This is a genomic window from Streptomyces sp. HUAS YS2, from assembly GCF_033343995.1.
Lineage (GTDB): Bacteria > Actinomycetota > Actinomycetes > Streptomycetales > Streptomycetaceae > Streptomyces > Streptomyces solicathayae.
This window is the reverse complement of record NZ_CP137573.1, coordinates 5,683,843-5,705,667: the sequence shown is the minus strand read 5'-3', so window position 1 is coordinate 5,705,667 and position 21,825 is coordinate 5,683,843. Positions and strand designations below refer to the sequence as shown.

The 21,825-nt window shown below is 73.1% G+C and carries 20 protein-coding genes and 1 pseudogene; 12 read left to right on the top strand and 9 right to left on the bottom strand.

What is annotated here, in order from left to right:
• Positions 1-4 precede the first annotated feature (4 nt).
• Both R2D22_RS26455 and R2D22_RS26450 read left to right on the top strand, forming a co-directional pair.
• Positions 5-154 (top strand): annotated as a pseudogene (locus R2D22_RS26455) (ATP-binding protein); the annotation flags it as partial.
• 174 nt (positions 155-328) lie between these two features.
• Positions 329-979 (top strand): hypothetical protein, encoded by a 651-nt coding sequence (locus R2D22_RS26450; RefSeq protein ID WP_318107175.1) that lies wholly within the window; start codon positions 329-331, stop codon positions 977-979.
• 399 nt (positions 980-1,378) lie between these two features.
• On the opposite strand, the gene glnA is transcribed toward R2D22_RS26450, so the two are convergent.
• Complete coding sequence (gene glnA / locus R2D22_RS26445; RefSeq protein ID WP_318107174.1) at positions 1,379-2,740, bottom strand: type I glutamate--ammonia ligase; 1,362 nt, start codon at positions 2,738-2,740, stop codon at positions 1,379-1,381.
• A 275-nt stretch (positions 2,741-3,015) separates the two neighbouring features.
• Here glnA and R2D22_RS26440 point away from each other — a divergent pair, with 275 nt between their 5' ends.
• The 4 genes from R2D22_RS26440 to R2D22_RS26425 all read left to right on the top strand — a co-directional run bounded on the left by R2D22_RS26440 (position 3,016) and on the right by R2D22_RS26425 (position 5,309).
• Positions 3,016-3,381: a hypothetical protein gene (locus R2D22_RS26440; protein WP_318107173.1), complete on the top strand. Its 366-nt coding sequence runs from the start codon at positions 3,016-3,018 to the stop codon at positions 3,379-3,381.
• A 79-nt stretch (positions 3,382-3,460) separates the two neighbouring features.
• Positions 3,461-4,138 carry a DUF3105 domain-containing protein gene (locus tag R2D22_RS26435; RefSeq protein WP_318107172.1) on the top strand — a complete coding sequence of 226 codons (678 nt, stop codon included), beginning with the start codon at positions 3,461-3,463 and terminating at the stop codon, positions 4,136-4,138.
• Between the two features lie 2 nt (positions 4,139-4,140).
• Positions 4,141-4,767 carry a DUF305 domain-containing protein gene (locus R2D22_RS26430; protein WP_318109990.1) on the top strand — a complete coding sequence of 209 codons (627 nt, stop codon included), beginning with the start codon at positions 4,141-4,143 and terminating at the stop codon, positions 4,765-4,767.
• Positions 4,768-4,889: 122 nt separating this feature from the next.
• On the top strand, positions 4,890-5,309 hold the full coding sequence (locus tag R2D22_RS26425) for a CBS domain-containing protein (RefSeq protein WP_318107171.1): 420 nt from the start codon (positions 4,890-4,892) through the stop codon (positions 5,307-5,309).
• Here the strand turns inward: R2D22_RS26425 and R2D22_RS26420 are convergent.
• Positions 5,294-6,139, bottom strand: coding sequence for an alpha/beta fold hydrolase (locus R2D22_RS26420; protein ID WP_318107170.1), 846 nt, complete (start codon positions 6,137-6,139; stop codon positions 5,294-5,296). The genes R2D22_RS26425 and R2D22_RS26420 overlap by 16 nt on opposite strands.
• Positions 6,136-6,858 carry a DUF998 domain-containing protein gene (locus R2D22_RS26415; protein WP_318107169.1) on the bottom strand — a complete coding sequence of 241 codons (723 nt, stop codon included), beginning with the start codon at positions 6,856-6,858 and terminating at the stop codon, positions 6,136-6,138. Before R2D22_RS26415 ends, R2D22_RS26420 begins: the two co-directional genes overlap by 4 nt.
• A 165-nt stretch (positions 6,859-7,023) precedes the next feature.
• Here R2D22_RS26415 and R2D22_RS26410 point away from each other — a divergent pair, with 165 nt between their 5' ends.
• A complete protein-coding gene (locus R2D22_RS26410) occupies positions 7,024-8,778 on the top strand; it encodes an NAD+ synthase (protein WP_318107168.1) in 1,755 nt (584 codons plus the stop codon).
• 21 nt (positions 8,779-8,799) lie between these two features.
• Here the strand turns inward: R2D22_RS26410 and R2D22_RS26405 are convergent, their stop codons facing one another.
• The 3 genes from R2D22_RS26405 to R2D22_RS26395 form a co-directional block, all read right to left on the bottom strand.
• Positions 8,800-9,822 (bottom strand): endonuclease/exonuclease/phosphatase family protein, encoded by a 1,023-nt coding sequence (locus R2D22_RS26405; RefSeq protein ID WP_318107167.1) that lies wholly within the window; start codon positions 9,820-9,822, stop codon positions 8,800-8,802.
• A gap of 171 nt (positions 9,823-9,993) precedes the next feature.
• Entirely contained in the window at positions 9,994-10,605 is a 612-nt protein-coding gene (locus tag R2D22_RS26400) for a TetR/AcrR family transcriptional regulator (protein WP_318107166.1), read from the bottom strand.
• Positions 10,606-10,640: 35 nt separating this feature from the next.
• Positions 10,641-12,257, bottom strand: coding sequence for a DHA2 family efflux MFS transporter permease subunit (locus tag R2D22_RS26395; RefSeq protein WP_318107165.1), 1,617 nt, complete (start codon positions 12,255-12,257; stop codon positions 10,641-10,643).
• Positions 12,258-12,460: 203 nt separating this feature from the next.
• On the opposite strand from R2D22_RS26395, the gene panB reads away from it, so the two are divergent.
• The 3 genes from panB to R2D22_RS26380 all read left to right on the top strand — a co-directional run bounded on the left by panB (position 12,461) and on the right by R2D22_RS26380 (position 15,332).
• On the top strand, positions 12,461-13,324 hold the full coding sequence (panB, locus tag R2D22_RS26390; protein WP_318107164.1) for a 3-methyl-2-oxobutanoate hydroxymethyltransferase: 864 nt from the start codon (positions 12,461-12,463) through the stop codon (positions 13,322-13,324).
• 155 nt (positions 13,325-13,479) lie between these two features.
• A complete protein-coding gene (locus tag R2D22_RS26385) occupies positions 13,480-14,481 on the top strand; it encodes an ATP-binding cassette domain-containing protein (protein ID WP_318107163.1) in 1,002 nt (333 codons plus the stop codon).
• Positions 14,478-15,332, top strand: a complete 855-nt coding sequence (locus R2D22_RS26380) for an ABC transporter permease (protein ID WP_318107162.1) — start codon at positions 14,478-14,480, stop codon at positions 15,330-15,332. The genes R2D22_RS26385 and R2D22_RS26380 overlap by 4 nt, the downstream gene beginning before the upstream one ends.
• A 48-nt stretch (positions 15,333-15,380) precedes the next feature.
• Here the strand turns inward: R2D22_RS26380 and R2D22_RS26375 are convergent, their stop codons facing one another.
• Complete coding sequence (locus R2D22_RS26375) at positions 15,381-19,055, bottom strand: AfsR/SARP family transcriptional regulator (protein ID WP_318107161.1); 3,675 nt, start codon at positions 19,053-19,055, stop codon at positions 15,381-15,383.
• Between the two features lie 159 nt (positions 19,056-19,214).
• Here R2D22_RS26375 and R2D22_RS26370 point away from each other — a divergent pair, with 159 nt between their 5' ends.
• Entirely contained in the window at positions 19,215-20,009 is a 795-nt protein-coding gene (locus R2D22_RS26370; protein WP_318107160.1) for a site-2 protease family protein, read from the top strand.
• Positions 20,010-20,025: 16 nt separating this feature from the next.
• Here the strand turns inward: R2D22_RS26370 and R2D22_RS26365 are convergent, their stop codons facing one another.
• Together R2D22_RS26365 and npdG are read right to left on the bottom strand one after the other, a co-directional pair.
• Entirely contained in the window at positions 20,026-20,256 is a 231-nt protein-coding gene (locus R2D22_RS26365; protein ID WP_318107159.1) for a hypothetical protein, read from the bottom strand.
• A 71-nt stretch (positions 20,257-20,327) separates the two neighbouring features.
• A complete protein-coding gene (gene npdG, locus R2D22_RS26360) occupies positions 20,328-21,032 on the bottom strand; it encodes an NADPH-dependent F420 reductase (RefSeq protein ID WP_318107158.1) in 705 nt (234 codons plus the stop codon).
• Between the two features lie 117 nt (positions 21,033-21,149).
• Between npdG and R2D22_RS26355 the strand changes: the two genes are divergently transcribed.
• Positions 21,150-21,761 (top strand): hypothetical protein, encoded by a 612-nt coding sequence (locus tag R2D22_RS26355; protein ID WP_318107157.1) that lies wholly within the window; start codon positions 21,150-21,152, stop codon positions 21,759-21,761.
• Positions 21,762-21,825: the final 64 nt, after the last annotated feature.

The following is a 21,825-nucleotide window of genomic DNA, read 5'->3' as shown; positions in this document are numbered from 1 at the left end:
GGCCGGCAAGGTCCTCTCCGACCGCCTCGAGCGCCTCCAGCCCGTCCTGGCCGCCCGCGGCGTCGTCGTCGACCGGGGCCGCACCAAGACCGCCCGCTACATCGAGATGACCCGCCCGCCGCTCCCGTCGCCCGACGAGCAGGCCGGAATGTTCTGGACCGCGCCGCACGGGCCGCCGATGGCCGCCGCCGAGCAGTGGCCCGACCCGTGGTTCGAGCGCTGGGAGCCCGCCGTGCCCGCCGGCTGAGGGCTACGGGCCGTCAGAAGTCGTGCCCCATTGGCCGGATATGGTCGAGGCGCTCTTGCGGGCCGGTCCTACGCTGGAGGCATGGCCACCGATCCCTTGTTGAGACAAGGCCCCGACTCGACGGATCTGGTCCTGCGCGCCGGCCCGACCGGGCCGGTGTGGAACGCGCTGATCTCGGTGGGGCCGGCGCTGTTCACTCCGCTCGCCTTGGGCGGGCCGACCCTGGTCGTCGCCCTCTGGATGGCGCTGGCCGGGACGCGGGCGTCGACCGTGTTCGTGGTGGTGGGGGTGATCGCCGGGCTGGAGTACCTGATCGGCTGGTCGGCGCTGGCCTTTTCCCGGGCCCGGGACATCCTGCGGGTGGAGTTCGCTCCGGCCGGGGAGCCCGCGTCCCTGCGGCTGGTCCGGGGCGCCGGGCCGGACGTCTGGCTGCCCGTCGAGACCCTGCGCGAGGTGCGACTGACGCACAAGGTGGTGGAGCCGTACCAGGGGGACTACAAGCCGGCCGTCTCCACGCTCGCGCTGGAACTCGTCCTACGGGGCTCCCGGGAGCGGATCGCGCTCCCGTTCGGCGGCGACCCGCAGCGGCTCGCCGACGCGTTGAAGGCTCTGCTCGGCCCGGGTGGGATCGTGGTGGCGCTGCGCACCGAGCGCAGCACGCGCGATCGGCCGCAGCCCAACTCCCGCTGGACCTCTGGCGGTTCGGCCTCGGCCGGCTCGGGTGGCGGCTGACCCCGGGCTGCCCGTGACGCTCCCCGGCCGGGAGCGCCCGTCGATGCAACCGGCGGCGGGTGGTGCGGGGCAGCCTGCCGCGACCCGGGCGCGTTGAGCCGCCGGGTCGACTGTTGCGGGCGTTCGCCGGCTTCGGGGCGGCGGCACTGGATGGCTACGTTGGCGCCCTCCTGCTTGAGGATTCATCCCTGCGGCGCGCGGCTGTGGCAGCGATCAGCCGCTGGAACAGCGACGTGCCGACTGCCGCGCGACGTGTCCTGCCGCTGCTCGAACGAGGGCCCCGATCCGACGTCCGACGGCCCAGGGACGGCCCAGGCCGTGTGAGACGGCTCAGGGCCGACGGTTCGCCACCGTCGGCCCTGAGCGTCATTTCCAGGCTCTAACTGCTCTGACCTGCGCTTACAGAACCGGCAGGTTCTTCCGCAGTTCGAAGGCGGTGACCTCGGAGCGGTACTCCTCCCACTCCTGCTTCTTGTTGCGCAGGAAGAAGTCGAAGACGTGCTCGCCCAGCGTCTCGGCGACCAGTTCGCTCTTCTCCATCAGGTCGATCGCCTCGCCGAGGTTCTGCGGGAGCGGGGCGATGCCCATCGCGCGGCGCTCGGCGTCGGAGAGGGCCCAGACGTCGTCGTCGGCGCCGGCCGGGAGTTCGTAGCCCTCCTCGATGCCCTTCAGGCCCGCGGCGAGCAGCACCGCGTACGTCAGGTACGGGTTCGCGCCGGAGTCGATGGAGCGGACCTCGACGCGGGCGGAGCCGGTCTTGCCGGGCTTGTACATGGGGACCCGGATCAGGGCCGAACGGTTGTTGTGGCCCCAGCAGATGTACGAGGGGGCCTCGCCGCCCGCGCCCGCGCTGCGGGCCGAGCCGCCCCAGATGCGCTTGTAGGAGTTGACCCACTGGTTGGTGACGGCCGAGATCTCGGCGGCGTGCTTGAGCAGGCCGGCGATGAAGGAGCGGCCCACCTTCGACAGCTGGTACTCCGCGCCCGACTCGTAGAACGCGTTCCGGTCGCCCTCGAAGAGCGACAGGTGGGTGTGCATGCCCGAGCCGGGGTACTCGGAGAACGGCTTCGGCATGAACGTGGCCTGCACGCCCTGCTCGAGGGCGACCTGCTTCATGACCAGGCGGAAGGTCATGATGTTGTCGGCCGTGGAGAGCGCGTCGGCGTAGCGCAGGTCGATCTCCTGCTGGCCGGGCGCGCCCTCGTGGTGGCTGAACTCCACGGAGATGCCCATGGACTCGAGCATCGTGATGGCCTGGCGGCGGAAGTCCATGCCGACGTTCTGCGGGGTGTGGTCGAAGTAGCCGGAGTTGTCCGCGGGGGTCGGCCGGCTGCCGTCCAGCGGCTTGTCCTTCAGCAGGAAGAACTCGATCTCGGGGTGGGTGTAGAAGGTGAAGCCGAGGTCCGAGGTCTTGGCCAGCATCCGCTTGAGCACGAAGCGCGGGTCGGCGAAGGACGGCGAGCCGTCCGGCATGAGGATGTCGCAGAACATCCGCGCGGTGCCGGGGGCCTCGGCCCGCCACGGCAGGATCTGGAAGGTTCCCGGGTCGGGCTTGGCGATCATGTCGGACTCGTAGACCCGGGCGAAGCCCTCGATCGCCGAGCCGTCGAAGCCGATGCCCTCGTCGAAGGCCTGCTCGAGCTCGGCGGGGGCCACGGCGACCGACTTGAGGAAGCCGAGCACGTCGGTGAACCACAGGCGCACGAACCGGATGTCGCGCTCCTCGAGCGTACGGAGGACGAACTCCTGCTGCTTGTCCATCTACGTTCCTACCCATCCTTGCTGGTCAGGCCGCCTGCTCCCACCGCCTCGGGGCTCATCGGGGGGCACCTGAGCATCCCACCACATGGTTTCGTGCACGTTGCACACCCATACTGCCTGTTCAGATGTGGCGCAGGTAACGGGGGAGCGGCCGATCCCGACCGGTATTCGCCCGATCGTTCCCGCCCACCCTGCCGGTGGAGGGGCGCGGACCACTACGATCTCGGCCCATGGGGGTCCCGCGGCACGTCCGCATCCCACGTCACGCGCGTCCCATGGCACTGCTGAGTGCCGTGGCGGCGCTGCTCGGCGTACTCCTCCTCTGTCCGGACATCGGCCGGCCCTCGCACGGCGTCGCCGGGCCCTCGCACGGCGGGGACGGGATCACGGCCGGCCGGACGGTTGCTCCGGTCGGGCCCCATGCCCTGAACGAGTACCTCTGCCCGTACGACCGCGGCGACTGCCGTCTCCTCCCCGCCCTGAGCCCCGCGGTGCTCACCGCCCCGCCGCCGGCCGCGCCGGTCGAGGCGGCCGGTCCCGTGCCCCGCGCCGCCGCCTCGGACGGCGGCGGCCGGATCCCGCGCTCCGGCGCCCGCCCGCGCGCGCCGGACCTGCACGTCCTCCAGGTTCTGCGGACATAGCCGGGCCTGTCTGTCCCGCACGCACGTGTCCCGCATGCACGCCGACCATTCCGCATTTCACGAAGAAGGACGTTTCCCCATGGCTGCCAACCGCTCCGCCACCGCCGACCGCCGCGCCCGAATAGAGGAGATGCGCAAGGCCGAGCAGGCCCGTGAGCGCCGCAACCGGATCCTGACCCTGGGCATCGCCGGTGTCGTCACCCTCGGCCTCGTCGGCTTCGGCGGCTGGGTGCTCAACAAGGAGTCGAACGAGAAGGAGCAGAAGGAGGCCGCCGCCAAGGCTCCGGTGAAGGACGAGAAGTCCTGGGACGCCAAGAAGCTCGGCCGCAACCACGTCACCACTCCGGTGACGTACCCGATGAAGCCCGCGGTGGGCGGCGACCACCACCAGGTGTGGATGAACTGCTCCGGCGACGTCTACAAGAAGGCCGTCCCCGAGGTGAACGCCGTGCACTCGCTGGAGCACGGGGCCGTCTGGGTGACGTACAACGACAAGGCCGACGCCGGTGACGTGAAGAAGCTGGAGACGAAGGTCGGCAAGACCCCGTACTCCCTGATGAGCCCGGTGAAGGACCAGGCCGGCGCCATCATGCTGTCCGCCTGGGGCAAGCAGGTCACCGTGGACGGCGCGGACGACCCGCGCGTCGACCAGTTCTTCACCAAGTACGTCCAGGGCCCGCAGACCCCCGAGCCGGGCGCCGCGTGCACCGGCGGGATGGGCGCGGAGGGCCAGACCGGTGCGGGGATGGGTCAGTGAGGCTGAACCGCACGCACTGGGTGGCGATCACCGCGGTCGTCCTCGCGCTGCTCTTCGCCGGGTACGCGACGGTGAGCAGCGCGTGGGGCGGTGAGCCCGCCGCGGCCGCGACGCCCACCCGGGAGTCGGCGGACGCGGGTTTCGCCCGTGACATGGCGGTCCATCACCAGCAGGCGGTGGAGATGTCGTTCATCGTGCGGGACCGCACGCAGGACGAGGAGGTGCGCCGCCTCGCGTACGACATCGCCAACACGCAGGCCAACCAGCGCGGCATGATGCTGGGCTGGCTGGACCTGTGGGGGCTGCCGAAGGTGGAGTCCGGGACCGAGCCGATGACCTGGATGGACATGGGCATGCACATGCCCGAGGGCGCCCTCATGCCGGGCATGGCCACGGCCGCGGACCTGGCGAAGCTGAACACGCTGAGCGGCCGGCAGGCCGAGGTCTTCTACCTCCAGCTGATGATCGACCACCACAGGGGCGGCGTGCACATGGCCCAGGGTTGTGTCGAGCGGTGCTCCGTGGAGGTCGAGCGGAACCTGGCGCAGGGCATGGTCGACGCCCAGCAGTCGGAGATCGACCTGATGACGGACCTGCTGAAGAAGCGGGGCGCGGCCCCGCGCGCCTGAGCCCGTGCCGTACGGCCGGCCGGCCCCCGCGACCCGCTGCAGTCGCGGGGGCCGCGCCGTCCACGGACAATGAGGGGTGCTCGGGGACGTACGCACGACGTTTCTACGGAGGTACGCACCCCATGACCACGGCCAAGGACATCATGCACACCGGCGCCCAGTGGATCGCCCGGCACGAGACGCTCGACCGGGCCGCCCAGATGATGCGCGACCTCGACGTGGGCGCGCTGCCGATCGCGGACGAGGAGGAGCGGCTCTGCGGCATCATCACGGACCGCGACATCGTCGTGAAGTGTGTCGCCATGGGCCACGACCCGGCGAAGATCACCTGCGGCCAGATGGCCGAGGGCACCCCGCGCTGGATCGAGGCGGGCTCCGACGTCAGCGAGGTACTGAACGAGATGACGGGCCACCAGATCAAGCGGCTGCCCGTGATCGAGAACAAGCGCCTGATCGGCATGATCAGCGAGGCCGACCTGGCGCAGCACCTGGACGACGACCAGATCAAGGAGTTCTGCGCGCGCGTCTACACGTCGCACTGATCCAGGTCCAGAACCGCCCGGGCCACCGCGTCCGGCCGGTCCAGCATCATCAGATGGCCCGACGGCTCGACCGCCTCGAAGCGGGCGCCGAGCCGCCGGGCCAGTCCGCGCTGGCGCTCCGCCCAGCGGGGCGAGCCGTCGGGCGCGGCGAGGACGGTGACCGGGAGGCCGGCCGGCAGCGGCGACCGCGCGCGCAGCGCGAGGAGCTCGGCGGCGACGGCCCGGTAGTGGGCGTTCTCCAGGAGCGCGCCGTTCATGACCCGTGAGGTCGCGTAGCAGCGGCGGACCAGGGCGGCCGGGGCCGGGTCGCCGCCCGAGTGCCGGGAGAGCCGTACCGCGGCCCGCCGGGCGAGCGGGCCGACCGCGGCGGGCACGCCGAGGGCCGTCAGCACGGCGCCGAGGCCGCTGACCGCGGCGGTGCGCAGGGCGGGGGCGGCCGGGACGCGGGCGTGCTCCTCGACGGAGGAGTCGACGAGGACGAGCCCGGCGGTGCGGCCGGGGTGCATCCGCGCGAACGCCTCGGCGTGGAACCCGGCGAGGGAGTGGCCGACGACGGTGGCCGGGCCCGGCAGCCCGAGGGCGTCCAGCAGGCCGGCGATCCGGTGGGCCTCGGCGGCGGCGCTCGGGGCGGCGGGCGCGGGGGCGGACAGGCCGTGGCCGGGGCGGTCGAAACGGACGACGGTCCGGTACGGGGCCAGCAGCGGGACGACGGGGTCCCAGTCGAACCAGCTCATCGCCAGTCCCGCGCTCAGCACGCAGACCGGCCCGGTCCCGTCGACGACGACGTGGTGCGCCACTCCCCCGACCCGTACGAAACGCTCCGCGCTCACCGCGCCGCCCCTGCCCGGGGCCGCTCGGCCGGGGCGGCCGGGGCGGCCGCCCGGCGCTCGGCCACCGCGAGGACGACGATCCAGGCCACCACGCACAGGAGTTGGACCCGCTGCGCCGCCCCCAGCCCCCACGTGCCGTTCCCGGCCTCGAACGCGGCGATCGCGCCCAGGGTCCAGCCGGTGGCGGCGAGCCCGACGACGACCAGCACCGCTCCGGTACGGGCGAGCGGCGGCCGGTCGCGGTAGCGGCGGGCCGCGACGGTCAGGGCGACCATCCCGACCAGCGCGCCCACCATGGCGAGCGCCGAACTGGTGGCGTGCGCCGTATGGGTGAGGGGGACGAGACCGGCGGCCTCGCGGGCCGCGCACGCCGCGTCGGCGGTGGGTGTGCAGCTCAGCGGCAGCCGCGAGTCCGCCACGGTCGACGCGCCGAACAGCGCGAGCCCGGCCCACCCGACGACCGCCCAGAGCCGGCGCTCCGTCCGCAGCAGCGCCCAGCAGGAGCCCGCGAGCAGCAGCAGACCGGCGACCAGGTCGGTGGTCCGGAACAAGGTCCCGTACGGCTGGTCGGTGGCGGCGAGTTCGGAGACGTACGTCCGGACGGGGTCGAGCCCGGTCCGGACGAAGACCTCCGTCAGCCAGGCGCTGTAGGCGAGCGCACCGAGTAAGAGCAGGGTGACGGCGGCCCGCGGGGCGCCGATTCGGGGCGTACGAGACATGATGCGCCCCATGCTAGGTACCGGGAGTTAAGAAGCGCGTTCGCTCCCCCGGTGTTCCGGGCGATGTCGACGGATACCCCTCAGGGGTAGGCCGGCAGGCAGGACGACCGGTCGGCGGCCGCGATCCCAGGACATCGCGTCGATTTGACGATTACACTGGGCGGCGTGCCTCAACTACGCCTCGCACTGAATCAGATCGACTCGACCGTCGGCGATCTCGCCGGGAACGCCGAGGCGATCGTCCACTGGACCCGGCACTCCGCCGAGCAGGGCGCGCATCTGGTCGCGTTCCCCGAGATGGTGCTGACCGGCTATCCCGTCGAGGACCTGGCCCTGCGCTCGTCCTTCGTGGCGGCCTCCCGGGACGCGCTGCGCGCCCTCGCGGCCCGGCTCGCGGACGAGGGCTTCGGGGAGATCCCGGTGGTCGTCGGCTATCTCGACCGCTCCGAGAAGGCTCTGCCCCGGCTCGGCCGGCCCGCCGGCTCCCCCGAGAACGCCGGGGCCGTGCTGCACCGCGGCGAGGTGGTGCTCCGCTTCGCCAAGCACCACCTGCCCAACTACGGCGTCTTCGACGAGTACCGCTACTTCGTGCCGGGCGACACGCTGCCGGTCGTGCGGGTCCGGGGCGTCGACGTGGCGCTCGCCATCTGCGAGGACCTGTGGCAGGACGGCGGCCGGGTGCCGGCCACCCGCAGCGCCGGCGCCGGGCTGCTGATCTCCGTCAACGCCTCCCCGTACGAGCGGAACAAGGACGACACCCGGCTCGAACTCGTCCGCAAGCGCGCCCAGGAGGCGGGCTGCACCCTCGCGTACGTGGCGATGATGGGCGGCCAGGACGAGCTGGTCTTCGACGGCGACTCGATCGTCGTCGACCGGGACGGCGAAGTGATCGCGCGCGCCCCGCAGTTCTCCGAGGGCAGCGTGCTGCTCGACCTCGACCTGCCCGCGGCGCGGGCCGACGCCCCCACCGGGGTCGTCGACGACGGGCTGCGGATCGAGCGGGTGGTGCTCTCCGAGGAGCCGGTGCCCTCGTACGAGCCGCAGCTGACCGGCGGTTACGCGGACCGGCTCGACGACGACGAGGAGGTGTACTCGGCGCTGGTCGTGGGCCTGCGCGCGTACGCCGCGAAGAACGGCTTCTCGTCCGTGCTGATCGGCCTGTCCGGCGGCATCGACTCGGCGCTGGTCGCCGCGATCGCCTGCGACGCGCTCGGCCCGCAGAACGTGTACGGCGTCTCCATGCCCTCGAAGTACTCCTCGGACCACTCCAAGGGCGACGCGGCCGAACTGGCCAGGCGGACCGGGCTCAACTTCCGCATCGTGCCGATCGCCCCGATGTTCGACGCGTACATGGACGCGCTGGGCCTGACCGGGCTCGCGGAGGAGAACCTGCAGTCCCGGCTGCGCGGCACGATGCTGATGGCGATCTCCAACCAGGAGGGCCAGATCGTGCTGGCGCCCGGCAACAAGTCCGAGCTGGCGGTGGGCTATTCGACGCTGTACGGCGACTCCGTCGGCGCGTACGGCCCGATCAAGGACGTCTACAAGACGACGGTGTTCCGGCTCGCCCGCTGGCGCAACCGGGCCGCGGAGGAGCGCGGGCAGGTCCCGCCGATCCCGGAGAACTCCATCGCGAAGCCACCGAGCGCCGAACTGCGCCCGGACCAGGTGGACACCGACTCGCTGCCGGACTACGACGTCCTGGACCGGCTCCTGGAGCTGTACGTCGACCGTGACCAGGGCCGGGAGGCGATCGTCGCGGCGGGCTTCGACCCGGAGCTGGTCGCGCGGACGCTGCGGCTGGTCGACACCGCCGAGTACAAGCGCCGGCAGTACCCGCCGGGCACGAAGATCTCCGCGAAGGGCTTCGGCAAGGACCGCCGGCTCCCCATCACCAACCGGTGGCGGGAACACGCCTGACGGTTCACCGGGAACGAGGGCTCAGAGCTGCACGCGGGCGGCGACCGGAAGGTGGTCGCTGCCCGTGCGGGGCAGCGACCAGGAGGTCACCGGTTCGACGCCCTTGACCATGATCTGGTCGATCCGGGCCATCGGGAACGACGCGGGCCAGCTGAACCCGAAGCCGTCGCCGGCCGCGCCCTGGGTGGACCGCATCTGGGAGGTGACGGCCTTGAGCGAGCGGTCGTTCATGGTGCCGTTGAGGTCGCCGAGCAGGACCACCCGCTCCAGCGGCTCGTCGGCGATGGCCTCGCCGAGGTGGTCGGCGCTGTCGTCGCGCTGGTTGGCGGTGAAGCCGGCGTCCATCCGGACCCGTACGGACGGCAGGTGGGCGACGTACACGGCGACCTCGCCCTGCGGGGTGGTGACCGTGGAGCGCATGGCGCGGGTCCAGCCCATCCGGATGTCGACGGGGCGGGTGTCGCGCATCGGGTGCTTGCTCCACAGCCCGACCGTGCCCTGGACGTCGTGGTACTTGTACGCCCCGGCCAGGGCGTCCTCGTAGACCTTGACCATGTGCGGGGCGAGTTCCTCCAGGGCCACCACGTCGGCGCCGGACGCGGCGAGCAGCCGCGCGGTGCCCGCGGGGTCGGGGTTCTCGGCGTTGACGTTGTGGGTGGCGACGGTCAGGTCGCCGCCCGTCCCCGACTTGTCGGTGAGTAGCCCGCCGAACAGGTTGAGCCAGACGAGCGCGGGGAGAAGCAGAGCGATCAGCGCGGTCGCCGAGCGCCGTACCAGCGCGAGGACCAGGAGGACCGGGACGAACAGGCCGAGCCAGGGCAGGAAGGTCTCGGTGAGGCTGCCGAGGTTGCCGACGCGGTTGGGGATTTCGGCGTGGAACACCATGAGCAGCGTCAGGAGCACGGCGCACACCGCGAGCAGGACGCCGCGCCGCCAGATCCCCGGGTCGTGCCGGAGCCGTTGGGCGAGGGACCGGAACCGCGAGCGGGGACGGTCGTTCCGCACGTCGCCGTTCTCCGTCTCCGTCATGTCCACTCGCGCCATCACGCCGTCCTCACTGCCTTGCCCGTGCTGCTGTGCCGCTCCGCGACCCGACGTCGACAGTAGGCGATGACGGGTCGGCCGTACTGCCACGAGGACGACGGATCGGCGTGGCGGGTTCCTGCAGGTGGCACGGGTGGAACGGCTGTGACAGAACGCGCACATTCGTGTGGGTCAGTCCCGGGGGCGCACCCCGTCCAGGATCGCGTCGACGACCGACGCGGGGAAGTCCGGGGAGAGGTCGGCGGCGGGCTGGAGGACCGTACGGAGCAGCAGCGGACCGACGAAGAGGTCGTTGACCAGCTCCAGGTCGAGGTCGGCGCGGATCTCGCCGGTCTCGACGCCGCGGCGCAGCGCGTCGATGCCGAGCCGGCGGCGCGGCTCGATGGCGATGCGGTGGTACTGCTCCCAGAGCTTCGGATAGAGCTGCATCTGGGAGAACACGTTCCGCAGCAGCGCGGAGCGCTTGGCCAGGCCGCGCTCGCGCATCGTCGAGAGCATCACGATCAGGTCGTCGCGGACGGAGGTGCCGGGCAGGACCGGGTCCGGCGGCTCGATCGACCGGACGACGTCGACGAAGAGCTCCTCCTTGCCCTGCCAGCGACGGTAGATCGTGGCCTTGCCGACGCCGGCGGTGCGGGCGATCCGCTCGATGGACAGCCCGACGAGCGGTACGCCCTCCTCCAGGAGGGCGATCACGGCCCCGATGATCGCCTGCTCGGCCGCCTCGCTGCGGGGGCGGCCGCGCCGGGCGGGGCCGGCGGGCGGCTCTTCTTCCAGGGTCACGTTCCGCTTCACCTCTCGTCCGCGGTGATCTTTTCCTACCGCACCGATTCTCCCGCCTCCGCCGGCCGCTCCGGCACCGCGGAGGCTCCGGGGGCGGCGGCGCCCGCCGGCCCGCGGCCGGGCAGGTAGCGGGCCACCACCAGGGCGCCGACCAGGGCGACGCCCGCCGAGGCGAGGGCGGTGACGTGCATGGCGTCGAGGAAGGCGTCGTACGCGGGGGCCAGCAGCGCCTTCCCCGCCGGGCCGAGCGTCGAGGCGGCGCCGAGGGTGGCCTCGATGGACTCCCCCGCGGTCTCCCGCAGCCCCGCCGGGAGCGCGCCGAGGTGTCCCTCGATCTCGCCGCGGTAGGTGCTGGAGAGCACCGAGCCGAGGACGGCGACGCCGAGCGCGCCGCCGACCTGGCGGAAGGTGTTGTTGATCGCCGAGCCGGAGCCGGCCTTCTCGCGGGGCAGCGCCTGCATCACGGCCACGGTGACCGGCGTCATGATGTGCGCCATCCCGGCGCCCTGGACGAAGAAGACGACCTCCATCAGCCAGACCGGCGTCGACGCGTCGAAGAGCGCGAAGGCCCCGAGCCCGACGGCGACCGCGAGCATGCCGGCCGTGCACACGGCCTTCGTGCCGAAGCGCTCGACGACCAGCCGGGCCCGGGGCGCGAAGACCGTCTGCGCGACGGCCAGCGGCAGGATCAGCAGCCCGGCCTGCAGGGCGCTGTACCCCCGCACGCTCTGCAGGTAGAACGCCGAGAAGAACGTGACGCCCATCAGGGAGAAGAAGACCAGGGCGATCGCGGCGACCGCGGCCGAGAAGGCCGGCTTGCCGAAGTACGACATGTCGACGGCCGGGTGGTCGCTGCGCTTCTCGTGCCGCACGAACAGCGCGAGCACCGCGAGGCCGCCGAGGACCGGCACGAGGACGGTGACGTCCGTGACGCTGCCGAGCTCGCCACTGCGGATGATCCCGTACACCAGCAGGACCAGGCCGAGCACCGACAGGAGCACGCCCGGCAGGTCGATCCGGCCCGGCCGCGGGTCCTTGGAATCCGGTACCAGCCAGGCCATCAGCGCGAGCGCGACCAGCACCACGGGCACGTTGACGAGGAAGATCGACCCCCACCAGAAGTGCTCCAGGAGGATACCGCCGGTGATCGGGCCGATGGCGATGGCCAGGCCGACGCCGCCGGCCCAGATGCCGATGGCGCGGGGCTGCTCGTCGCGCTCGAAGACGTTCATCAGGACCGCCATCGTCGCGGGCATCACGAACGCCCCGCCGAGGCCCATCACGGCCCGGTAGCCGATGAGCTCGCCGGGTGTGCCGGACAGGGCGGCGAGCGCCGAGCCGATGCCGAAGACGGTGATACCGGCGAGCAGCACCTTCTTGCGGCCGAGCCGGTCGCCGAGGAGCCCCGCGGTGAACAGCAGCCCGGCGAAGACGAGCGTGTAGGAGTTGATGGCCCACTCCAGCTCGCCCTGGGTGGCGCCGATGCCGGTGGGCGCGGGGGCGGCGATCGTCCGGACGGCGACGTTCAGGATCGAGTTGTCGAGGACGACGATGAGCAGGCTCAGCATGAGGACGCCGAGGATCGCCCAGCGCCTGCGGTGGACGGCCTCCGGGACGCGGGACGGCGGGAGACCGAGGGAAGGCTGCGACATGCGGACCAGCGTAGCCCATTTTCGATACGAGACCGTCTCGTATATAAATTCTTTACGTTTCCCGGGTGTGAGTTCCTGGGTGTGAACAGCGCCACTGACCCGCCGCTCCGGCGTACTTCCCCCGCCGCCGCGCGAAGTGCCACCATGGATCTGGTCCGGGGACGCCGTCAGGGCGCCTCGAGATGACGAAGGAGCCGTTCACCATGACGCTTCAGGCTGCCCAGAAGCAGGCACCCGACAGCAGCAAGGCGCTGTACGGCGGCAAGGGCACGCGCCGCATCACCGTCCACGACATCGCCGCCGCGAAGACCCGCGGCGAGAAGTGGCCCATGCTCACCGCCTACGACGCGATGACCGCGTCGGTCTTCGACGAGGCCGGCATCCCGGTCATCCTCGTCGGGGACTCGATGGGCAACTGTCACCTCGGCTACGACACCACCGTGCCCGTCACGATGGACGAGATGACGCTCCTGTCGGCCGCCGTCGTACGGGGCACCAAGCGCGCCCTCGTCGTCGGCGACCTCCCCTTCGGCTCGTACCAGGAAGGGCCCGTCCAGGCCCTGCGCAACGCCACCCGGCTGGTCAAGGACGCGGGTGTCGGCGCGATCAAGCTGGAGGGCGGCGAACGCTCCCTCCCGCAGACCGAGCTGCTCGTCCAGGCCGGCATCCCGGTCATGTCCCACCTGGGCCTGACCCCGCAGTCCGTGAACACCATGGGCTACCGGGTGCAGGGCCGCTCCGACGAGGCCGCGCACCGGCTGCTCAGCGACGCGAAGGCGGCCCAGGACGCGGGCGCGTTCGCGGTCGTCCTGGAGCTGGTGCCGGCCGAGCTGGCCGCCGAGGTCACCCGCTCGCTGCACATCCCGACCATCGGCATCGGCGCCGGCGCCGGCACCGACGCGCAGGTCCTCGTCTGGACCGACATGGCGGGCCTGACCGGCGGCAAGGTGCCGCGGTTCACCAAGCAGTACGCCGACCTCCGCGCCACGCTCGGCGACGCCGCGCGCGCCTTCGCGGAGGACGTCAGCGGCGGGGCGTTCCCCGCCGAGGAGCACACCTTCCACTAGTCCCGCCGGCCCCTGCACGCACTGGCCACTGCGGTACGGACGACAGCCCGCCGACTTCCCCCATCGGCGGGCTGTCGGCGTGTCCGGGGTCTGTCGGGGGCTGTCGGCGGGGCTGTCGGCCGTCTGTCGGTGGGTTGTCGGTGGCGGCTGGTCCCATGAGGGACATGACGCGATCACACACCAACGCCGTCGAGGTACGGGGCCTCGTGAAGCACTTCGGCGAGACGAAGGCGCTGGACGGAGTCGACCTCGACGTCCGCGAGGGCACCGTCCTCGGGGTGCTCGGCCCCAACGGCGCCGGCAAGACCACCCTCGTCCGCTGCCTGTCCACCCTGCTCGTCCCGGACGCCGGCACCGCCGTCGTCGCCGGCTACGACGTGGTGCGGCAGCCCCGACAGCTCCGCCGCACCATCGGCCTCACCGGCCAGTACGCCTCCGTCGACGAGAAGCTCTCCGGCTGGGAGAACCTCTACATGATCGGCCGGCTGCTCGACCTGTCCCGGGGGGACGCCCGGCGCCGCGCCGACGAGCTCCTCGAACGGTTCTCGCTGACCGAGGCCGCCAAGCGCCCCGCGATGCAGTACTCCGGCGGCATGCGCCGCCGGCTCGACCTGGCCGCCTCGATGATCGGCAGCCCGGCCGTGCTGTACCTGGACGAGCCCACCACCGGTCTCGACCCGCGCACCCGCAACGAGGTCTGGGACGAGGTCCGCCGGATGGTCGCCGAAGGCGCGACCGTCCTCCTCACCACCCAGTACATGGAGGAGGCCGAGCAGCTGGCGAGCGAGCTGACGGTCGTCGACCGCGGCAAGGTCATCGCCAACGGACGGGTCGACGAGCTGAAGACTCGGGTCGGCGGGCGCACCCTGAAGGTCCGCCCGGCCGACCCGGCCGACCTGCCCGCGATGGCCGCAGCGCTGCGCGAGACCGGTCTCGACGGCCTGGCCGGCGCGAGCGTCGTCCCGGACGACGGCGCGCTGTACGTGCCGATCCTGAGCGACGACCAGCTGACCGCCGTCGTCGGCCTGTTCGGCGCCCGCGGCTACGCCATCGCCGACATCGGCACCCATCTGCCCAGCCTCGACGAGGTGTTCCTCGCCATCACCGGCGAGAAGGCCGCCGTCTCCGACCCGACCGCCCAGGAGGTCGCCGCATGAGCACCACCACGCTCCCCCAGTCGCCGGTCGACGCCGGCGTTCCCGCGCCCGCGAAGCGGGTGCCCGCCGGCGAGGGCCGGATCGGCCTGCGGGCCAACCTCCGCCACATCGGCGCACTGGCCCGGCGCAACGTGCTGCAGATCAAGCAGGACCCGGAGTCGATGTTCGACGCGGTCTTCATGCCGATCATCTTCATCCTGCTCTTCGTGTACGTCTTCGGCGGCGCGATCGCCGGCAAGGGCAACAACACCGCGTACGTCAACTACGTGACGCCCGGCATGATGGCGATGATGGGCATGAACATCGCCATGGGCGTCGGAGTCGGCATCAACGACGACTTCAAGAAGGGGGTCATGGACCGGTTCCGGACGATGCCGATCGCCCGGTCCTCCGTCCTCATCGCGAAGATCGTCGTCGAGCTCGGCCGGATGATGGTCGCCACCGCGATCCTGCTCGGCATGGGCTTCCTGCTCGGCATGGAGATCCAGACGAACGTCCTGGGCATGTTCGCGGCGATCGGGCTGTCCGCGGTCTTCGGCGCCTCGCTGATGTGGATCTTCATCCTGCTCGGTCTCACCATGAAGACGGCCCAGGCCGTCCAGGGAATGGCCATGCTCGTGCTGATGCCCCTGCAGTTCGGCTCCTCGATCTTCGCCCCGCCGACCTCGATGCCCGGCTGGCTGGAGACCTTCACCGACTACAACCCGCTGTCGAACCTCGCCGACGCCGCCCGGAACCTGATGATGGGCGGCCCGGTCGCCGACTCCGTGTGGATGACGCTCGGCTGGTCGCTGGCGATCACGGTGATCACCGCGCCGCTCGCCGTCGCCAAGTTCCGCAAGAAGACCTGACCGGCCCTGGGGTCGGAGGCGTACGGGGGTTCGGGGGCCTACGGGGGTTCAGGACTCGGCGCGTCTTCTGATCGCGTCGGCGCGGTCGAGCAGGGCGGCGGCCTCCTCCAAGGAGAGGCCGTCGCCTTCGGCGTACGCGGCCTCGAACTCCGCCGCGCCGAGGCGCGACCGGGCCAGCTCGGTGGCCCGGGCGAGGTTCTCCCGCTCCATCGGCGGCGGCAGGTGCGCGGCCGGGAGCAGCCCCTCGTACGCGCCGAGCAGCACCGCGGCGGTACGGGCCCCGGGGCCGCCGAGCCCCGCCAGCGCCCAGGCGGCGGTGATCAGATGGATCGCCGGCATCTGCGGGGCGACCATCATCGACAGCGCGCCCAGGGAACGGCCGTACGCCTTGCCGGCGAGCTCGAAGGCCGAGTCGTACCGCTCGTCGAGGTTGTCCACCCACGCCAGGCTGCCGAGCGTGAAGCCCTCGAAGATGGACAGGGTCTCGTTGCTGAAGTCGTCGAGCAGCCGCAGCAGATGGGTACGGGCCTCGGCGGTGCGACCGGTCCGGCCGAGGAGCAGCGCGAGGAAGATCCGGGCGGCGAGCATCGGCTCGTGGCCGCGGCCGTGCGCGCCCTCGACGACCTCCCGCAGGATCACCTCGGCCTCCTCCCGGCGACCGGTCTCGATCAGCATGTCGGCGTAGCGGGCCCGCAGCAGCGCCATCTGCGACTGGGCGCCGATCCGCTGCGCGTACTCGATGGCGGCGGCGAAATCCTCGGCGGCGCCCTTGAACTCGAGCTGCCGCTCGCGGGCCTCGGCGCGCGAGGACAGCGCCTCGGCCGCGCCCCAGGCGTCGTCGAGCCGGACGAAGATCGTCAGGCTCTCCTCGGCGTCGGCGCAGGCCTGCTCGGCCCAGTCGGAGCGGTTGGCGAGCAGATTGGCACGCAGCTGGAGGGCGTTGGCGAGCTCCCACTCGTAGCCGTGGCGGCGGCAGGCGGCCACGTTGGCGTCCAGGGCCTCGCGCATCCGGCCGGGCTCGCCGATGAGCAGGACGCCGAAGACGACGAAGGAGCCGGGCAGCCGGCAGGTCTGCGGGAGACCCGGCGGATAGACGGCGGTGATCCGCCGCAGCCGCGCGACGCCCTCGGGCCTGGTCCACCGGCCTGTCTCGTGGTCCATGTTGAGCAGCTCGATCAGCCGTACCCCGCGCCGGGCCTCCCACAGCTGCTCCTCGACCAGCGGCGGCGGCGCGGCGGTGCACGGCTCGTGCAGCGGGACGACGGGCGGGACCGACGGCCCGAACGGGTCGGGCCCGAGCGCGGCGACCGCCTCGGCCCAGTGCAGGGCGTCGGCGCGCAGGTCGCGCATCTGCCAGTACCAGAGCAGCGCGTGCACGAGGACGAGTCCCTCGTGCTCGTCCCGGGCCTCGACGGCACGCTGCAGCGCGGTGCGCAGATTGCCGTACTCGAGCCCGAGCCGGGCGACGGCCGCGACCTGGCGGCCGGTGCGCAGCTCGGGGTCGGTGAGGCGGACGAGTTCCCGGTAGTGGGTGAGGTGGCGGCGCTCCGCGGCCGCCCGGTCGCCCGCCTCGTCGAGCCGCTCGGCCGCGTACTCGGCGACGGTCTCCAGGAGCCGGTAGCGCATGCCGGTCTCGCCCGGTGTGGCGACGACGAGGGACTTGTCGACGAGGGAACCGAGCAGGTCGAGCACGTCGGGCCCGCCCGGCGTGCCGCAGACGGCCTCCGCCGCCTCCAGGTCGCAGCCGCCGGTGAACACCGAGAGGCGGCGCAGCACCGCGTGCTCCGCCTCGCCGAGCAGCTCCCAGGACCAGTCGACGACCGCCCGCAGCGTCTGCTGCCGGGGCAGGACCGTACGCGCGCCCGAGGTCAGCAGCCGGAACCGGTCGTCCAGGCGGTCCGCGATCTGGCGCGGCGTCAGCATGCGCAGCCGGGCCGCCGCGAGCTCGATCGCCAGCGGCATGCCGTCCAGGCGGCGCACGATCTCCGCCGCCGCGTCCGGATCGTCGGCGGCGTCGAAGCCGGGGCGCACCGCCGCCCCCCGCTCGCCGAACAGCCGCACGGCCGTGTCCTGCGGCAGCGGCCCCAGCGGTCGCACCGACTCCCCCGGCACGCCCAGCGGCTCCCGGCTCGTCGCCAGCACCGTCACGCCGGGACAGCGTGCGAGCAGCAGCTCCGCCAGCGTCGCCGCCGCGCCCACCACGTGCTCGCAGTTGTCCAGCAGGAGCAGCATCCGGCGCCCGGCGCAGTGCTCGACGAGCCGGCCGATCGGGTCCTCCCCGAGACGCAGTCCCTCGGCGCCTGCGCCGCGCAGGACGGTCTCGCGGGCGCCCAGCGCGCCGAGGACGGCCTCGGTGACGGCTTCCGGGTCGGTGACGGAGGCGAGTTCGACCAGCCAGACGCCGTCGGGCCAGGCTCCGCCGACGCGGTCGGCGGCCTCCTGGGAGAGCCGGGTCTTGCCCGCGCCGCCGGGGCCGAGGAGGGTGACGAGCCGGCCGGTCCGCAGGTCCTCCTGGAGGGCGGCGATGTCGTCCTCCCGCCCGACGAAGCTGGTGAGCCGCGCGCGGAGGTTGCCGAGGGGCGGGGTGTGCGGGGTGGGACGGGGGTGCGGAGCGGGGGTGGCGTGGCCGGCGCCGAGGGGCAGGCCGCCGGACCCGGCGGCGGCCTGGGCGGCCGGGCCGGGGCCGGGCGGTCCGGCGGGCGGCACCACGTGCTCCGTCCCCGGGGCTCCGGCACGGGCCGGGGCGGCAGCGCCGGCGTCCGGCGGCGACGCCTGGCCGGCCGGTGTACCACCGAAGACCGGCGGCGCCTCGCCGCGGGCGCCTGGGCCGGACGGACCGGCGGGCGGCACCGTGTGCCTGAGCCCCGTCCCGCGTGCTCCGGCACGGGCCGGGCCCACGGGGGCCGGGCCCACAGGGCCGACGCCCGGCTGCGGCGCCGAGCCGCCCGGGCCGCCGGGGCCGGACGGACCGGCGGGCGGCACCGTGTGCTCCGTCCCGGGGGACAGCAGCTCCGCGTGGAGGGCGCGGAGTTCGGGGCCGGGGTCGGCGCCGAGCCGGTCGGCGAGGAGGCGGCGGACGGCGTCGTACGTCTGGAGCGCCTCCGCGGGGCGGCCCGCCGCGCGCAGCGCGCGCAGGCGCAGGGCCTGGAGGGACTCGTCGAGCGGGTGCTCCGCGGTGAGCGCGGCGAGCTCCGGAAGCGCCGACTCCGCGCCGCCTCGCTCCAGTACGGCCTCCGCGCGGGCCCGGCGGGCCGCCAGCCGGCGGGCCTCCCAGCGGGCGGCCTCCGCCGTGCGGTCCGGCAGGTCGGCGAGGACCGGCCCGCGCCAGAGCCCGAGCGCCTCGTCGAGCAGCGGCGCCGCCTGCTCGGGGTCGCCGGCCGCGAGTTCCCGTACGCCCTCGCCGACCAGGCCGTCGAACCGGAACAGGTCCACGTCGCCGGGCTCGGCCGCGAGCCGGTAGCCACCCTCCGCCGAGGCGACGGTGTCGTGGCCGAGGGCCCGGCGAAGGCGTCCGACGAGCGCCTGGAGCGCGGCGACCCCGTCGGCCGGCGGGTCGCCGTCCCACACCTCCGCCACCAGGACGCCGACGGGGACGGCCCGCCCCGCGCGCAGCGCGAGCGCGGTCAGCAGGGCCCGCAGCCGGGGCCCGCCGACCGGGACGGGCGTCCCGTCGGCCGTGTGGACCTGCGTGGAACCGAGGACGGAGTAGCGCACGCCCCCCATTCTCCCCGTCCGCCGCCGGCGGAACGGCGAGAGGTCGCCACGCCAGGAACTCCACGGCCCCCGCGGAACGTTCGACCGGCACGACGAGCACCGATGATGAAGGACCCGCACCACCGAAACCGCGCCACCTCCACCCGCACGAGCCCGAGGAGCCGCCCAATGCCCACGGCGACCACGCGCAGGCACGAACGCCGGATCAGCCCGGTCTTCCTGGCGATCCTCGCCGTCATGGCCGTGAGCGGCTGGGCGGTGTGGACGGACTTCGCGTCCTCGCCGGGCGTGGCGATCTTCCTGTTCGTGTCGGCGGCCTGGATCGTCTCGCTCTGTCTGCACGAATACGCGCACGCCCGCACCGCGCTGCACAGCGGCGACCTGACGGTCGGCGCGAAGGGCTACCTGACGCTGAATCCGCTCGCGTACACGCACGCCGTGCTGAGCATCATCCTGCCGCTGCTGTTCGTGATCATGGGCGGCATCGGTCTGCCGGGCGGCGCGGTGTTCATCGAACGGCACCGGATCCGGGGCCGCTGGAGACACAGCCTGATCTCGGCGGCCGGCCCGCTGACGAACGTGCTGTTCGCGGTCGTCTGCACGGCGCCGTTCTGGCTGGACGCCCTCGACGGGGTGCCGCTCGCCTTCCGGTACGCGCTCGCGTTCCTCGCGATGCTCCAGATCACGGCCGCGCTGCTGAACCTGCTGCCGGTGCCGGGGCTGGACGGCTACGGCGTGGTCGAGCCGTGGCTCAGCCACGGCTTCCGGCGGAAGATCGAGCCGTACGCGCCGTACGGCTTCTTCGTGGTGATCGCGCTGCTGTTCGTCCCGGCGATCGGCGGGGCCTTCTTCGACGGGATCGACGCGCTGCTGCAGTCCCTCGGGGTACGGCCGTTCGACCGGTCCTGCGGCTGGGAGCTGTACCGCTTCTGGGAGACGGCACCGGAGGTCTGCGGGGTCTGACGGGCCCGCACGGGCGTCAGGACTGCGCGGCCGCGGTCTTCGCCCGGCGGATGTAGTACCAGGCCATGTTGGAGGACAGACCGGCGAGCAGCACCCAGATCACGCCGAGCCAGCTGCCCGAGACGAAGGAGACGACGGCCGCCGTCACCGCGAGGGCGCAGACGACGAGGGCGTACAGAGCGAGGCGGGGCATGGGGGTCGGCTCCTGTCCGGGTACGGCGTGCGGTGCCCGTCCAGTGTCCCCCATGCCCCGTTCCGGCCCGACATCGGCCGGACGTGTCCGGCGGGCGTCGGCCCGGCCTCGGCCGGGCGCGTCGGTCAGACGTCGGTGACGCGCAGGCCCGCGTGGGCCTTGTAGCGGCGGTTCACCGAGATCAGGTTGGCGACCAGCGACTCGACCTGGTGGGCATTGCGCAGACGGCCCGCGAAGACGCCGCGCATGCCGGGGATGCGGCCGGCCAGCGCCTGCACGAGGTCGGTGTCGGCACGGACCTCGCCGAGCACCATCACGTCCGTGTCGATCTCCTCGATCGACTCGTCCTGGAGCAGGACCGCGGACAGGTGGTGGAACGCGGCGGTGACCCGCGACTCCGGCAGCAGGGCGGCGGCCTGCTCGGCAGCGCTGCCCTCCTCCGGCTTCAGCGCGTACGCGCCCTTCTTGTCGAAGCCGAGCGGGTTGACGCAGTCGACGACGAGCTTGCCGACCAGCTCGTCGCGGAGCGACTCCAGCGTCTTGGCGTGCCCGTCCCACGGCACGGCGACGATCACGATGTCGCTGCGCCGCGCGCACTCGGCGTTGTCCGCGCCCTCGATGCCGAGGCCGAGTTCGGCGGCGGCGGTCTCGGCCCGCTCGGCGGCCCGGGACCCGATGATCACCTTCTGGCCCGCGCGGGCGAGCCGGTAGGCGAGGCCCCGGCCCTGGTCACCGGTGCCGCCGAGGACGCCGACGACGAGCCCGGAGACGTCCGGGAGGTCCCACGGGTCCTTGGCGGGAGCCTTCTGCGCACTGTCAGTGGAAGTCATGGCCCCGACATTACTGGCCGGTCGGCGGCGGGTGACGGGCCGCGGTCGGTTTCCCGTACGGGTGAGGTGCCCGGAACCGGCGGCGGACGGGCCGGGCCGACGGCAGGATGCGGTGCCATGGATGCCGTACGTGTCGCGTTGCTGCGTGAAGTGCTGGCGGGGACCGAGTGGCCGGCGGCGGCCCGCCGGTTCGCCGGTGCCCTGCGCTCCTCGGTGCTGCCCCACGGCGGTGGTCTGCTGCTGGTGGGCACGGCGCAGTACGAGCCGTGGCATCTGGCCGCGCACCTGGTGGACGAGGCGGCCTGGTCCGGCCGGCCCGAGCTGGCGCCGACGCTGGTGCGGCACCGGGCACGGCCCGGCGACCCGGCCCATCTCGCGGTGGGCCTGAGCCGCCTGGAGTCGGCCGGACGCGGATCGACGCTGCTGATGGTGGCGCCCCGGCGGCCGGACGCGCCGCTCCTGGAACGGGTGCACGACGCCCGCCGGGCCGGGGCGACGGTCCTGTCGCTCGACGGCGGGGACGCGGAGGTGCACGGCCTCGCGCACGAGACGCTGACCGTGGCCGAGGGCGCGGCGGAGGTCGACCTCGACACCGTGCAGCACCTGGTGAGCGCGGCGACCGGCGAGAACGGCCTGCCCACGGTGGCGCCGGGCGCGCGGCGCGGCTTCCGCGACCGGCTCTCCCGGCTCGCGGACCAGCTGACGTCCCCACCGCCCGCACGCTGGTGACACCGCACCCCACGGCGCGGTAATTCGGTTGCCGCGGGTTCCGGCGGCGCGGAGCATGGCGCCC